Origin of the sequence: Streptomyces sp. NBC_01506 (assembly GCF_045040295.1) — a bacterium.
Lineage (GTDB): Bacteria > Actinomycetota > Actinomycetes > Streptomycetales > Streptomycetaceae > Streptomyces.
Genome location: NZ_CP109422.1, coordinates 7,740,724 through 7,754,663, shown reverse-complemented (window position 1 = coordinate 7,754,663; position 13,940 = coordinate 7,740,724). Strand labels below are relative to the sequence as shown.

The 13,940-nt window shown below is 68.4% G+C and carries 11 protein-coding genes; 5 read left to right on the top strand and 6 right to left on the bottom strand.

Annotated elements, in window-relative coordinates:
* Window positions 1-252 precede the first annotated feature (252 nt).
* The gene (locus tag OG329_RS34780; protein WP_405800522.1) at window positions 253-573 is read left to right on the top strand and encodes a ferredoxin; all 321 of its coding nucleotides are present in this window, start codon (window positions 253-255) and stop codon (window positions 571-573) included.
* Window positions 574-636: 63 nt separating this feature from the next.
* Here the strand turns inward: OG329_RS34780 and OG329_RS34775 are convergent, their stop codons facing one another.
* The 3 genes from OG329_RS34775 to OG329_RS34765 all read right to left on the bottom strand — a co-directional run bounded on the left by OG329_RS34775 (window position 637) and on the right by OG329_RS34765 (window position 3,633).
* Complete coding sequence (locus OG329_RS34775; protein WP_405800521.1) at window positions 637-1,224, bottom strand: hypothetical protein; 588 nt, start codon at window positions 1,222-1,224, stop codon at window positions 637-639.
* Window positions 1,225-1,429: 205 nt separating this feature from the next.
* Window positions 1,430-2,332: a tRNA (adenine-N1)-methyltransferase gene (locus OG329_RS34770; RefSeq protein ID WP_405800520.1), complete on the bottom strand. Its 903-nt coding sequence runs from the start codon at window positions 2,330-2,332 to the stop codon at window positions 1,430-1,432.
* Window positions 2,333-2,385: 53 nt separating this feature from the next.
* Complete coding sequence (locus OG329_RS34765; RefSeq protein ID WP_405800519.1) at window positions 2,386-3,633, bottom strand: site-2 protease family protein; 1,248 nt, start codon at window positions 3,631-3,633, stop codon at window positions 2,386-2,388.
* Between the two features lie 107 nt (window positions 3,634-3,740).
* Between OG329_RS34765 and OG329_RS34760 the strand changes: the two genes are divergently transcribed.
* Both OG329_RS34760 and OG329_RS34755 read left to right on the top strand, forming a co-directional pair.
* The gene (locus OG329_RS34760) at window positions 3,741-4,613 is read left to right on the top strand and encodes a RecB family exonuclease (protein WP_405800517.1); all 873 of its coding nucleotides are present in this window, start codon (window positions 3,741-3,743) and stop codon (window positions 4,611-4,613) included.
* Window positions 4,614-4,694: 81 nt separating this feature from the next.
* Entirely contained in the window at window positions 4,695-5,366 is a 672-nt protein-coding gene (locus tag OG329_RS34755) for a response regulator transcription factor (protein WP_023542799.1), read from the top strand.
* Between the two features lie 115 nt (window positions 5,367-5,481).
* Here OG329_RS34755 and OG329_RS34750 read toward each other — a convergent pair whose 3' ends face one another.
* The 3 genes from OG329_RS34750 to metH form a co-directional block, all read right to left on the bottom strand.
* Entirely contained in the window at window positions 5,482-7,086 is a 1,605-nt protein-coding gene (locus OG329_RS34750) for an ABC transporter substrate-binding protein (RefSeq protein WP_405800516.1), read from the bottom strand.
* A 464-nt stretch (window positions 7,087-7,550) separates the two neighbouring features.
* Entirely contained in the window at window positions 7,551-8,255 is a 705-nt protein-coding gene (locus OG329_RS34745) for an HAD family hydrolase (protein WP_405800515.1), read from the bottom strand.
* 129 nt (window positions 8,256-8,384) lie between these two features.
* Entirely contained in the window at window positions 8,385-11,897 is a 3,513-nt protein-coding gene (gene metH / locus OG329_RS34740) for a methionine synthase (RefSeq protein WP_405800514.1), read from the bottom strand.
* A gap of 220 nt (window positions 11,898-12,117) precedes the next feature.
* On the opposite strand from metH, the gene OG329_RS34735 reads away from it, so the two are divergent.
* Window positions 12,118-12,882 carry an IclR family transcriptional regulator gene (locus OG329_RS34735; protein ID WP_405800513.1) on the top strand — a complete coding sequence of 255 codons (765 nt, stop codon included), beginning with the start codon at window positions 12,118-12,120 and terminating at the stop codon, window positions 12,880-12,882.
* Window positions 12,883-13,109: 227 nt separating this feature from the next.
* Window positions 13,110-13,901 carry an MIP/aquaporin family protein gene (locus OG329_RS34730; RefSeq protein WP_405800512.1) on the top strand — a complete coding sequence of 264 codons (792 nt, stop codon included), beginning with the start codon at window positions 13,110-13,112 and terminating at the stop codon, window positions 13,899-13,901.
* Window positions 13,902-13,940: the final 39 nt, after the last annotated feature.

The following is a 13,940-nucleotide window of genomic DNA, read 5'->3' as shown; positions in this document are numbered from 1 at the left end:
GTCCTCACCTCCTCCAAGGGGAGCTGGACGCTTCCTGACCCTACCTGGGTAGGTGGTGATTAAAACCCCTAGATCACAAAGACTGTCGGGGTGTGTCCGATCTTCACCCTTGCGCTCTCCCTCACGCCAGGGGAATACCCACCGTTCAACATCGGAAAGCGGCCGGTTGTATCGTCGGAGTGTTCAACACCCGTCGGGGCTGGCGCGACTTGCCCTGGTTCGCCTCGTCCTACGCAGGAAACGGCAGGAGATATGACCGTGCAGCAGCAGGCTCCGACCGACGCCGTCACTGAGGGCGGCGAGCCGCTCGAGGTGTGGATCGACCAGGACCTGTGCACCGGTGACGGGATCTGCGCCCAGTACGCGCCCGACGTGTTCGAGCTGGACATCGACGGGCTCGCTTATGTCAAGAGCGCGGACGACGAGCTGCTGCAGGCGCCTGGTGCCACCACGCGGGTGCCGTTGCCGATCTTGAAGGATGTTGTCGACTCGGCCAAGGAGTGCCCGGGTGACTGCATTCATGTACGGCGCGTCTCGGACAGTGTCGAGGTGTACGGCCCGGACGCGCAGTGAGCGTGCCGGGGGCGGCTGTGGCGCCTTCGCCGTTTGGGCGGGGTCGTCGCTCGGTGTGACGGGTCAGACGCTCTGTGACTCGTTCCGGGCGCTCTGTACGAAGGCGCCGTTCTTCCATTCCCAGGTGAGCCGCTGTTCTTCGTCGGGGCAGCAGCCGGGTACGTCGGGGCCGGAGTAGCCGAGCAGCCGGGCGTGGACGAGGCCGTCGCGTATCTCGAGGTCGGCGACGCTCTGCCGGTCGGCGGGGTCCACGAGTGTGGCGACGATGCGGGGCGCGCTCGCGTCCTTGGTCGCTGTGAGTACGTAGACGCCGCTGGGCGGGGTGCCGGATCCGGCGTCGCAGCGGGCGGCGGCGACGGTCTCGGGGCGGCCGTCGCCGTCGAGGTCTCCGGTGGTCTTCTTTGTGACGACCGCTTTCGCGCCACCGCATTCGAGCGGGAAGTCGACGGCGGCGGTGTCGGGCGCGGGTGTCGGCGCCGTGTCGGGGGCGGTGTGTGTGCTGGTGCCGGAGCCGGACTGGTGGGCGGTGGCGGCGTCGGGCTGGAGCAGTCCGGCGCCGGCGACCACGGCGGCCATCGCGGTGGCGGTGGCGAGCCAGTGCACCGGGCGCGGGCGGGTGTGCGCGAGGTCCGGGACGTCGGAGATCTGCACGCGGTGTCTCCTGTGAAGGCGGTGCCGGTGGGGGTGGCGAGAATGGTGCCACATGTCACAGTGCGGTGGAACAGCGGGGTCCGTAAGGCCAACGTAAAGGCGCCGCCGCCGAGTTCGTGTCGGGTGGACGTGAACTGGGCGGCGGCGGTGTCGTGTTGTGGGCCGTGCGGCGATTCGTGCCTGTGGGCCGGGTGGTGACGTGGGCTCAGCCTCGGGTGCCGCTGCCGCTTCCGGGGCCGTCGTAGTCGTCGCCGTACGCGCCCTTGGAGGGGCGGCGGCGGCGCAGGGGCGGCTCGACGCCGTCGGCGAGGCGGCGGGCGGTGATCAGGAAGCCGGTGTGGCCGATCATGCGGTGGTCGGGGCGTACGGCGAGTCCTTCGACGTGCCAGTTGCGGACCATCGATTCCCAGGCGGCCGGTTCGTTGAACGAGCCGTGTTCGCGGATCGTCTCGACGGTGCGGGCGAGCTGGGTGGTGGTGGCGACGTAGGCGCAGAGGATGCCGCCGGGCACGAGGGCCTTCGACACGGGCTCGACGCATTCCCAGGGGGCGAGCATGTCGAGGATGACGCGGTCGACCTCGGTGTCCGAGAGGTTGTCCTGGAGGTCGCCGACGGTGAGCTGCCAGGCGGGGTGCGGGCCGCCGAAGTAGCGTTCCACGTTCTGCCGGGCGATGTCGGCGAAGTCCTGGCGGCGCTCGTAGGAGTGCAGCATGCCCTGGTCGCCGATGGCGCGCAGCAGGAAGCTGCTGAGCGAGCCCGATCCCACTCCGGCTTCGACGATGCGGGCGCCGGGGAAGATGTCGGCGAAGGCCAGGATCTGGCCCGCGTCCTTGGGGTAGACCACGGCGGCGCCGCGGGGCATGGACAGGACGTAGTCGGGGAGCAGGGGGCGCAGCGCGAGGTAGGCGACGTTTCCCGTGGTGCGGACAACACTGCCCTCGGGGGCACCGATCAGCTCGTCGTGGGGGAAGGAACCCTTGTGGGTGTGGAAATTCTTCCCCGCTTCGAGCGTGAAGGTGTAGTGGCGTCCCTTGGGGTCGGTGAGCTGGACCTGGTCCCCGACTTTGAAGGGGCCGCGACGACGGGCGGCTCCGGTCGGTTCGGACATGCGGTCAGACTACCTGCTTCTTTTGAGGGTCCCTCACCTGGTGTGGGGCGCTGTCATTTGGCGTCGGGCCTGGCCATGGCGGCGACGAAGGCGCGTTCGACGTCGGCGGTGGACAGCACTCCGTAGATCTCGCCGGTGTCCTCGACGACCAGGTATTCGGTGGCGGGGTTGGCCCTGAGCCGGTCGAGGAGTGCTTCTCCGGCGAGTTCGGCGGGGACTTTCATGCCGTCGGTGAGGTCGTGGGCGAGACCGCTGACGGCGACCCAGGGGCGGCGGTGGGTGGGGACGCCGACGATGGCCGCCTCGCGGACGAGGCCGGTGGGTTCGCCCTGTCCGTCGACGACGACCAGGGCGCGGGCTCCGGCTTCGTTGGCGCGGCGCAGTGCTTCGGAGAGGGGGGTGGCCGATTCGACGGGGACGGCGCGGCGGGTGAGGGCGCGGGCGCGTAGTTCGGGCAGGTGTTCGCGTAGGCGTGCCATGCGCAGGCTGTTGCCGGCGCCGGTCCAGATGATGGCGGCGAGGATGGCGGCGAGGAGCGCGTCGGTGACGGTCTCCATGCCGCCGATGTCCTTGGTGGAGTTGCCGAGGGCACCGGTGTGGGTGAGCAGGGGCAGGCCGATGAGGACGGCGACGGCGAGGGCTCTGCCGACCCAGGCGGCGGCGACGGTGCCGGCCATGGGTTTGCCGGTGATCTTCCAGACGACGGCGCGCAGCATCCGGCCGCCGTCGAGCGGCAGGCCGGGCAGGAGGTTGAAGGCGGCGACGATGAGGTTGGAGATCATGAGTCCGGCGAGCAGGACGCCGGGGACGGTGCCGGGTTCGACGGTCATCATGGTGAGGTAGAAGAAGCCGGCGAGGACGAGGGAGAGCAGGGGGCCGACGAAGGCGAGCATGAATTCGCGGCCGGGGGTCTCCGATTCCTTCTCGATCTCGGAGACGCCGCCGAAGAACTGGAGCTGGATGCGGCGTACGGGCAGCTTGTAGCGCAGGGCGACGACGGTGTGGGCGAGTTCGTGGACGAGTACGGAGGCGTAGAAGGCGACGGCGAAGAAGAGGGCGACGAGGTAGCGGACTCCGCCGAGGTGGGGCAGTACGCGGTCGAGCTGGCCGCCGAAGACCCAGGTGATGAGGGCGGCCACCAGGAACCAGCTCGGGGCGACGTAGACGGGTACGCCGAAGGGGCGGCCCATGAGAATCCCGCCGCCGGGGTCTTCGGGCCGCTTGCGCTTGCGGCGGGGGGGCGCGTCCTCAGGACCGGACCGCGGCCTCTTGCTCTCGCCGCTCTCGTCGTCCTTGTTCACGTCGTCCCTTCGTTGCGGCGCCGTCGCTCGCTCGATGGTGCCGTGTGCGAGTTCTTGCGTCGATGGTATTCCGCTCGCTGTCAGTGGCGGGCCGTAGGGTCTGAGTCATGAGTACGAGTCAGCAGCCCACGTCGCTGTCGCCGTCGCGTGCGAGCGACTTCATGCAGTGCCCTCTGCTGTACCGGTTCCGGGTGATCGACAAGCTTCCGGAGAAGCCGAGCGAGGCGGCCACCCGGGGGACGCTGGTGCACGCGGTGCTGGAGAGGCTGTTCGACGACCCCGCTGTCGAGCGTACGGCGCCGCGGGCCAGGTCGTTGGTTCCCGGGCAGTGGGAGCGGCTGCTGGAGTCGAGGCCGGAGCTGGGTGAGCTGTTCGAGGGGGACGAGGGCGGTGAGCGGCTGGCGGGGTGGCTGTCGCAGGCCGAGCAGTTGGTGGAGCGGTGGTTCGCGCTGGAGGATCCGACGCGTCTGGAGCCGGCGGAGCGTGAGTTGTTCGTGGAGACGGAGCTGGAGTCGGGGCTGCGGCTGCGCGGGGTGATCGACCGGGTCGACGTGGCGCCGTCGGGTGAGGTGCGGATCGTCGATTACAAGACGGGCAAGGCGCCGCGTGCGGAGTACGCGGAGGGGGCGCTGTTCCAGATGAAGTTCTACGCCCTGGTGATCTGGCGGTTGAAGCGGGTGGTACCGCGCCGGCTCCAGCTCGTGTATCTGGGCAGTGGGGACGTGTTGACGTACGACCCGGTGGAGGCGGATCTGGAGCGTGTCGAGCGCAAGTTGCTGGCGCTGTGGGACGCGATCAGGGAGGCGACGCGGACGGGTGACTGGCGGCCGCGGCCGACGAAGCTGTGCGGCTGGTGCGACCATCAGGCGGTGTGTCCGGAGTTCGGCGGGACTCCCCCGGTGTATCCGCTGACGGTGCCGCCGCCGCAGAGCGCCGAGCCGCTGACGGCCGGGGGGCCGGTGGTTTCCACCGGGCCCTAGCGGGGCGGCGTGTGCCCGCCGCGTTCGCGGGCGGGTGCTCAAGGCAGAATGGGCCGGGATCGGTCTACCGAAGGAGATCCCGTGGCGATCCGCGTCCTACTGGTCGATGACCAGCCACTGCTGCGCACCGGCTTCCGGATGATTCTGGAGGCCGAGCAGGACATCGCGGTCGTCGGTGAGGCCGGGGACGGCCTCCAGGCCATCGATCAGGTCCGGGCGCTGCAGCCCGATGTCGTCCTGATGGATATCCGGATGCCGCGGATGGACGGGGTCGAGGCGACCCGCCAGATCACCGGTCCCGGCAAGGACGGTCCGGCGAAGGTGCTGGTGCTGACGACGTTCGATCTGGACGAGTACGTGGTGGAGGCGCTGCGCGCGGGGGCGAGCGGTTTTCTGCTGAAGGACGCGCCGGCGAACGAGTTGGTGCAGGCGATCCGGGTGGTGGCAGCCGGTGAGGCGATGCTGGCGCCGAGCATCACGCGCAGGCTGCTCGACAAGTACGCGGACCATCTGCCGTCGGGTGACGAGCAGGTGCCGGACACGCTGCACACGCTGACCGAGCGTGAGGTCGAGGTGTTGAAGCTGGTGGCGCGCGGGCTGTCCAACGCGGAGATCGCGGCGGATCTGTTCGTCAGTGAGACGACGGTCAAGACGCATGTGGGTCATGTGCTGACGAAGCTGAGCCTGCGTGACCGTGTGCAGGCGGCGGTGTACGCGTACGAGAGCGGTCTGGTGCGCCCCGGCGCGCAGTGATCGCGCCTCGGCGCGGTCCGGCGTACGGCGGAGGTCCCCGGCATCACCTCGATGCCGGGGACCTCTGCCGTACGACCCGTACGACCCGTACGACCCGTACGACCCGTGGGGCCGGTCAGACCGCGCTGCCGGTGCCCAGCTCCCAGAGCAGCAGTTCGCCCGAGGGGTTGAGGGCCCATTCCACACCGGAGATCTCGTCGGCGGCGGCCACGTACTGCTTGCCCTGCCACAGCGGCAGCACCGGCACGTCCTCGGCGACGATGTCCTGTATCTGTGCGAAGTCCTTGGCGGCGGCGCTGCGCTCGGCCTCGCCGCGGGACTGCGGGATCAACTGCCCGCTGACCTTCTTGTTGGCGTACGGCGCGTTGAGGAAGTTGTCCTCGTCGAGGAACGGTGCGACGTAGTTGTCCGGGTCGGGGAAGTCGGGGAACCAGCCCATGCCGTAGACGGTGTAGTCGCCGCGTGTCTGGGCGGGCCGGAATTTGGACCACTCGGTGCCCTTGGTGTCGACCTGGAAGAGGCCGCTGGAGTTGAGCTGCTTCTTGAGCGTCTCGAACTCCTTGGCCGTGGCCTCGCCGTAGTGGTCGGTGGTGTAGTTCAGGGTGAACTTCACCGGTGTGTCGACACCGGCCTCGTCGAGGAGTCTGGCGGCCTCGGCCCGGTCGGGCTCGCCGTACTTGTTGAAGAACGAGTTGGTGTGCGCGGTGATGGTCGACGGGATGAGCGAGTAGAGCGGTTCGGCGGTGGAGCCGTAGACCTCGGAGGCGATCTGGCCGCGGTCCACGAGGGAGGCGACGGCCTGGCGTACGGCCTTGTCCTTCACGACCGGCTCGTCGGTGTCGAAGGCGAGGTAGCGGATCTCCAGGCCGGGCATCTCGGTGAGTTCGATGCCGTCCTTGGGCTTGGCGGACATGTCCTCGATCTGACCGGGCGACATGGTGCGGGCCATCACGTCGATCTCGCCGGAGTCCAGTGCCTTGCCCATGGCGTCCGCGTCGGGGTACGAGCGCAGCTCGACCTTGTCGTTGCGGAGTTCGAGGTCGCCCTTGTACGAGGTGTTCTTGGTGAAGGTCGCCTTGACGATGCGGTCGCCGTCGACCTCGGACTTGACGTTGTAGGGGCCGGAGCCGTCCACGTCGAATCCGTCGCGGAGCTTCTTGCCGTCGTACGAGTCGGGGTTGACGATGCCGGCGACGGGCGTCGAGAGCTTGTACGGGAACGTGGCGTCGGGGGTCTTGAGGTGGAAGATGACCTCGGCGTCGCTGGGCGTCTCGATGGTGTCGATGTTCTTGAGCAGGCCGACCGCGCCGGCGTCGGAGTTGATGTCGATCACGCGCTCGACGGAGAACTTCACGTCTTGCGAGGTGATCTCGCCGCCGCCGGCGAATTTCAGGCCCTCGCGCAGCTCGCAGCGGTAGCTCTCGTTCTGGTTGTCCGAGAAGCGGCAGTTGGACGCCGCCTCGGGGACGGGGGCGCCGCCGCCGCGCGGGATGGCCATGAGGGTCTGGAGGGACTGGCGCAGGACGTTCCAGGAGCCGGTGTCGTAGGCGAACGCCGGGTCGAAGGGCGCCGGGGACTCCTTGGTGGCGGTGAACTGGTCCGTGGTGCCGACGACGATGACGTCACCGCTGCCGGACCCGCTGTCGGACCCGCCGCAGGCGGCGAGCACCGGGGCGAGCAGTCCGGCCACAACCGGCAGCACGAGAGACTTGCGCTTCATCCTGGACGTACTCCCTGATCCGAACACCCGGCGACACAACGGTGGTTGAGAATTTCGCGACGTGATTGACCGTCGGAGGGCACCGGTGAGGCGGTGAACGTGTGGCGAAGTTCTCGCGACGAGATTAGTCCGCAGGTCCGGATGTGCTGAACCGGGCCCACTTCGGGCGTAATCGCGAAGTGCTCAACGAATGCTGTGAAGCGGTATTCGCCCGCCGGAATGATTCGCACATCAGGCGCTAAAACTGGACACATGGGCGCCCGGATCGGCGTGGCGAACGGGCGGGACAGGCGCGGGGAACGGGCAGGATGACCCGCGGCGACGGCGGGGCGAGTGACAAACGTCACCCGCATTCCCCGCCGGGCAATCATGATCATGTTCGTGATGATCGCTTGACGCCCACCGTAAAGGCGTGCCGCAATCCCCCGGACTTTCGATAGTTTCAGGGGCCACGCTCTGTATGTCTATGAGCGCTTGTGCGTAATCAGACCGCGCAGGAATACCAGATCGACCTCTTCGAGAGAGTTCACGATCACCCGGCCCGCCGCAGCGGCGATGGGGGCGACGGAGGGCACGGCCACCACCCGGCAGCCCGCGGCCTCGGCCGAGGCGACGCCGGTCGCCGTGTCCTCGATGACGGCGCATCTGGCTGGGGCGGCGCTCAGGCCGCGCGCGGCGATCAGATACGGGTCGGGGTGCGGCTTGGTGTTCAGCACCTCGTCACCGGCCACGGTGAGGCTGAAGTGGTGGCGTCCGACGGACTCCAGCACCCGGTCGATGATGCGCCGGTGGGAGGCGGAGACCAGGGCCGTGGGCACGCCGTGGTGGGCCAGCTCGGCGAGGAGCCGGGCGGCGCCCGGCATCAGCGGTACGTCGCTGCCGACGCGCTCCTCGAAGCGGTCGTTGAGCAGTACGGTCAGCTCGGCGAGGGTGATGTCGGCACCCGTCGCCTCGATGAGGTAGCCGGCGCTCCTGGTCATCGGCCCGCCGACGACCACATCGCGCCACGCGTCGTCCAGGGGGTGTCCGAGGTCCTTGAAGACCGCGACCTCCGTGTCCCACCAGAAGCCCTCGGTGTCGACCAGGGTGCCGTCCATGTCGAGAAGGACGGCCTCGAGGGCCGATCCTTCGGCCGTACGGGTCAAGGACACGGGAACCGTACTGGTCATGCGGCACACCTCCGAGAGGGACGAGAAGGCCGGTCACCTTTCCTGACGGGGATTCCCGTCGGGTCCGGCAACCGGCCTGCACTGGACCGACAAGTGTACGACTCGTCCGTAAAAAGCGCGCGGTGGGCGCTATCGCGCGTTGAAGTACTTCGCCTCGGGGTGGTGGATGACGATGGCGTCGGTGGACTGCTCCGGGTGGAGCTGGAACTCCTCGGAGAGCTCGACGCCGATCCGGCCGGGCTGAAGGAGATCGGCGATCTTCGCGCGGTCCTCCAGGTTGGGGCAGGCGCCGTAGCCGAGCGAGAAGCGGGCGCCCCGGTACTTCAGCGCGAACATGTCCTCGACCTGCGAGGGGTCCTCGGCCGCGAAGCCCAGCTCGGAGCGGACGCGGGCGTGCCAGTACTCGGCGAGGGCTTCGGCGAGCTGGACGGACAGTCCGTGCAGTTCCAGGTAGTCCCGGTAGGCGTTGCGCTCGAACAGCTCGGCGGTGACGCCGCCGATCCTCGAGCCGACGGTGACGACCTGGAGGCCCACGACGTCGGTCTCGCCTGACTCCTCGGGGCGGAAGAAGTCCGCGAGGCACAGGCGCCGGCCGCGGCGCTGGCGCGGGAAGGTGAATCGGGTCCGCTCGGAGCCGTCCTCACCGAGCAGGATCAGGTCGTCGCCCTTGGACACGCAGGGGAAGTAGCCGTAGACGACGGCGGCTTCGAGCATGTTGTCGGTGTGGAGCTTGTCCAGCCAGCCCCGCAGATGCGGCCGTCCCTCCGACTCCACCAGCTCCTCGTACGAGGGTCCGCCCTTGCGGGCCTCCTTCAGCCCCCACTGGCCCTTGAACAGGGCGCCTTCGTCCAGCCAGGAGGCGTACTCCTTGAGCTGGATTCCCTTGATGACGCGGGTGCCCCAGAAGGGCGGCTCGGGAACGGGGTTGGTGGTCGACACGTCCGAGCGGACGGTGCCTTCCTCGGGGCGCTCCTCCACCACGGCGGCTGTGGCGGCGGGCTTGACGCGGCGCTGCTTGAGCTCGGGCAGTACGGCTCCGGGGACGCCGCGCTTGATCCCGATGAGCGCGTCCATCAGCCGCAGCCCCTCGAACGCGTCGCGGGCGTAGCGGACCTCGCCCTCGTAGATCTCGTGGAGGTCCTGTTCGACGTAGGCGCGGGTCAGGGCGGCGCCGCCGAGGATGACGGGGAAGTCGGCCGCCATCTTGCGCTGGTTCAGCTCCTGAAGGTTCTCCTTCATGATGACGGTCGACTTCACCAGCAGTCCCGACATCCCGATCACATCCGCCCGGTGTTCCTCGGCGGCCTCCAGGATCGCGGAGACGGGCTGCTTGATGCCGAGATTCACCACGGTGTAGCCGTTGTTGGACAGGATGATGTCGACCAGGTTCTTGCCGATGTCGTGCACATCGCCGCGGACGGTGGCCAGGACGATGGTGCCCTTGCCGTCGTCATCCGTCTTCTCCATGTGCGGTTCGAGGAAGGCGACGGCCTTCTTCATGACCTCGGCGGACTGGAGAACGAACGGCAACTGCATCTGGCCGGAGCCGAACAGCTCGCCGACGACCTTCATGCCGTTCAGCAGGGTGTCGTTGACGATGGCCAGCGCGGGCCGCTCTGCGAGGGCGGCGGTGAGGTCGTCCTCCAGGCCGTTCTTCTCGCCGTCGATGATGCGCCGTTCCAGGCGTTCGTTCAGCGGCAGCGCAAGCAGTTCCTCGGCCCTGCCGTCCTTCATCGACTTGGTGTTGACGCCCTCGAACAGCTCCATCAGCTTCTGGAGGGGGTCGTAGCCTTCTTCGCGCCGGTCGTAGATCAGGTCGAGTGCGACCCTGACCTGCTCCTCCTCCAGTCGGGCGATCGGCAGGATCTTCGACGCGTGCACGATGGCCGAATCCAGGCCGGCCTTCACACACTCGTCCAGGAACACCGAGTTGAGGACGATGCGGGCGGCCGGGTTGAGGCCGAAGGAGATGTTCGACAGACCCAGGGTGGTCTGGACGTCGGGGTGGCGCTTCTTCAGTTCGCGGATCGCCTCGATCGTCGCGATGCCGTCCTTGCGCGACTCCTCCTGGCCCGTGCAGATCGTGAACGTGAGGGTGTCGATGAGGATGTCCGGCTCATGGACGCCCCAGTTGCCGGTCAGGTCCGCGATCAGCCGCTCGGCGATGGCGACCTTGTGCTCGGGGGTACGGGCCTGGCCCTCCTCGTCGATGGTCAGCGCGATCAGCGCCGCACCGTGCTCGACGGCCAGTTCGGTGACCTTCGCGAAGCGGGACTCGGGCCCGTCGCCGTCCTCGTAGTTGACGGAGTTGATGACCGCGCGCCCGCCCAGCTTCTCCAACCCGGCCCGCAGCACGGGCAGTTCGGTGGAGTCCAGCACGATGGGCAGCGTGGAGGCGGTCGCGAAGCGGCCGGCCAGCTCGGCCATGTCGGCGACCCCGTCGCGGCCCACGTAGTCGACGCACAGGTCGAGCAGATGCGCGCCCTCGCGGATCTGGGCGCGTGCCATCTCTACGCAGTCGTCCCAGCGGCCTTCCAGCATGGCCTCACGGAACTTCTTCGACCCGTTGGCGTTCGTGCGCTCACCGATGGCCAGATACGAGGTGTCCTGGCGGAAGGGCACCGTCTGGTACAGCGACGCCGCGCCCGGCTCCGGTCGCGGCGCCCGCTCGGTGATCGCCGCGCCCCGTACCCGCTCCACGACCTGACGCAGATGTTCCGGAGTCGTACCGCAGCAGCCGCCGACCAGCGACATGCCGTAGTCGCGGACGAAGTTCTCCTGCGCGTCGGCGAGTTCACCGGGGGTCAGGGGGTAGTGCGCACCGTCCTTGCCGAGGACGGGCAGGCCGGCGTTGGGCATGCAGGACAGGGGGATACGGGAGTGGCGGGCCAGATAGCGCAGATGCTCGCTCATCTCGGCCGGCCCGGTGGCGCAGTTCAGACCGATCATGTCGATGCCCAGCGGCTCCAGCGCCGTCAGGGCCGCACCGATCTCGGACCCGAGCAGCATCGTGCCGGTCGTCTCGACGGTCACGGAGCAGATGATCGGCAGTTCGGTGCCGGTGGTCTCCAGTGCCCGGCGGGCTCCGAGGACGGCCGCCTTCGTCTGGAGCAGATCCTGGGTGGTCTCCACGAGCAGCGCGTCGGCGCCGCCGGCGATCATGCCCTCGGCGTTGCGCTGGTAGGCGTCGCGCAGCGTCACATAGTCGACATGTCCCAGGGTCGGCAGCTTCGTGCCCGGTCCCATCGAGCCGAGCACCCAGCGCTGCTGCCCGGTCGACACCGTGAACTCGTCGGCGACCTCGCGGGCGATTCGCGCGCCGGCCTCGGAGAGTTCGTAGACCCGCTCGGGGATGTCGTACTCGGCGAGCGCGGCGAAGTTCGTACCGAAGGTGTTCGTCTCGACGCAGTCGACCCCGACCGCGAAGTACTCCTCGTGGACCGACCGGACGATGTCCGGGCGTGTCACGTTCAGGATCTCGTTGCAGCCTTCCAGGTCCTGGAAGTCCTCCATCGTCGGGTCCTGCGCCTGGAGCATGGTGCCCATCGCCCCGTCGGCCACCACGACGCGGGTGGCGAGCGCCTCGCGCAGGGCTTCGACGCGGGTGCGGCTGTCGGCGGAAAGGCTGGAGGACGGGGCCATGAAAATACTCCCGGGGATGCGACGGCTGTCGGCTTTGCGCCTTCCGGTGGAAGGGGCACCCGGCCAGGGTAGCGGTGCCCGTCCCGGTGCGGCGTTCTGTTTCACGGGGCGGACGCCCGCGCGTCGGCCGAGTGGGATTCAGGCTGTCCCTCACTCAAGGTCGGCATGGGCCCATAATGTTCAGCATTGTCGAACGACAGCGTCAGGAAGGTCCGGGCCGATGGCGAAGAGCATCCAGTCGCTCCAGCGCGCGGCGGCGGTGCTGCGGCTTCTCGCGGGGGGCGAGCGCAGGCTCGGCCTGTCCGACATCGCCTCCTCGCTGGGTCTCGCCAAGGGGACGGTGCACGGGATTCTGCGCACGCTCCAGGAGGAGGGGTTCGTGGAGCAGGACGCCGCCTCCGGCCGCTATCAGCTCGGGGCCGAGCTGCTGCGGCTGGGCAACAGCTATCTGGACGTCCATGAGCTGCGCTCCCGCGCCCTGGTGTGGACGGACGATCTGGCGCGGTCCAGCGGCGAGAGCGTGCATCTGGGGGTGCTGCACCTGGAGGGCGTACTGATCGTGCACCACGTCTTCAGGCCGGACGACAGCCGGCAGGTCCTCGAGGTGGGCGCGATGCAGCCACTGCACTCCACGGCGCTGGGCAAGGTGCTCGCGGCGTACGACCCGGTGGCGCGCGGCGAGGCTGTCAGAGGCACCCGGGAGCCGCTGACCTCGCGCACCGTCACTGATCTGGAGCAATTCGAGAAGATTCTCGAACGCACCAGGTCGCGCGGCTGGGCGACGGATATCGAGGAGAGCTGGGAAGGGGTGGCCGCGGTGGCCGCGCCGATCCACGACCGGCGCCGGATGCCGGTGGGAGCCATAGCTCTCACCGGAGCGGTGGAACGGCTGTGTGAGAACGGTGAGATTCGTACGGAGCTGATCACAGCGGTGCGCGAATGTGCGCGTTCGGTGTCCAGAGATGTCGGCGCCGGGCGGTTTTGAGTCGCAGAGCGGATGATCTGAGAAGAACAAGGTTCCAACGACGGGACCCTTGACGACTCCTTCACCCCAGGATGACACTGCCGTTCAGCGGTCGGCATTGTCGAACATTGATCGACGGGTCAACATGTGTGCACGACAAGGCCAGAGGCCGGCAACGCCCTCACCTGAGGGCTCGGACCATCGGTGCGAGCCGCTGATCCGCCTTCCCCTGGACGAAGGAGTCTTGGGTGTCACACTTCGACATCTTCATAGGCGAGACCGTAGGTACCGCTCTCCTGATCCTGCTCGGTGGTGGCGTGGTGGCGGGCGTCGTCCTCAAACGCTCCAAATCGCACGACGCGGGCTGGGTCGCCATCAGCTTCGGATGGGGATTCGCGGTCCTGACCGGGGCATATCTCGCCGCCGGTGTCTCGGGCGCCCATCTGAACCCCGCGGTCACCCTCGGTCTCGCGATATCCGGCGGTACGCGGTGGAGCGATGTCCCGCTCTACATGGCGAGCGAGTTGCTGGGCGCCATGATCGGCGCTTTCCTGGTTTGGGTGACGTACATGGGGCAGTTCAAGGCCCATCTGACCGACCGGGAGATCCTCGCTCAGCAGCCGGCGATCGAGGGTCTGGTCGATCAGCGGGCGGCGCCCAAGGCCGGTCCGGTCCTGGGCATCTTCTCGACGGGCCCGGAGATCCGGCACACCGTGCAGAACGTGCTCACCGAGATCATCGCCACCTTCGTCCTGGTCATCGCGATCCTCACCCAGGGGCTGAACGACGAGGGCAACGGCCTGGGTGTGCTGGGCGTACTGATCACCGCGCTGGTCGTGGTGGGTATCGGGCTCTCGCTCGGTGGCCCCACCGGATACGCGATCAACCCGGCGCGTGACCTCGGCCCCCGTATCGTCCACGCGCTGCTGCCGCTGCCGAACAAGGGCGGCTCCGACTGGACGTACGCGTGGATCCCCGTCGTCGCCCCGCTGATCGGCGCCGCCGCGGCGGCCGGTCTCTACAACTGGGCCTTCAAGTAGGCCGCCAGCCCCGACTTCCTCCGCCCTCCGCACCGAGCA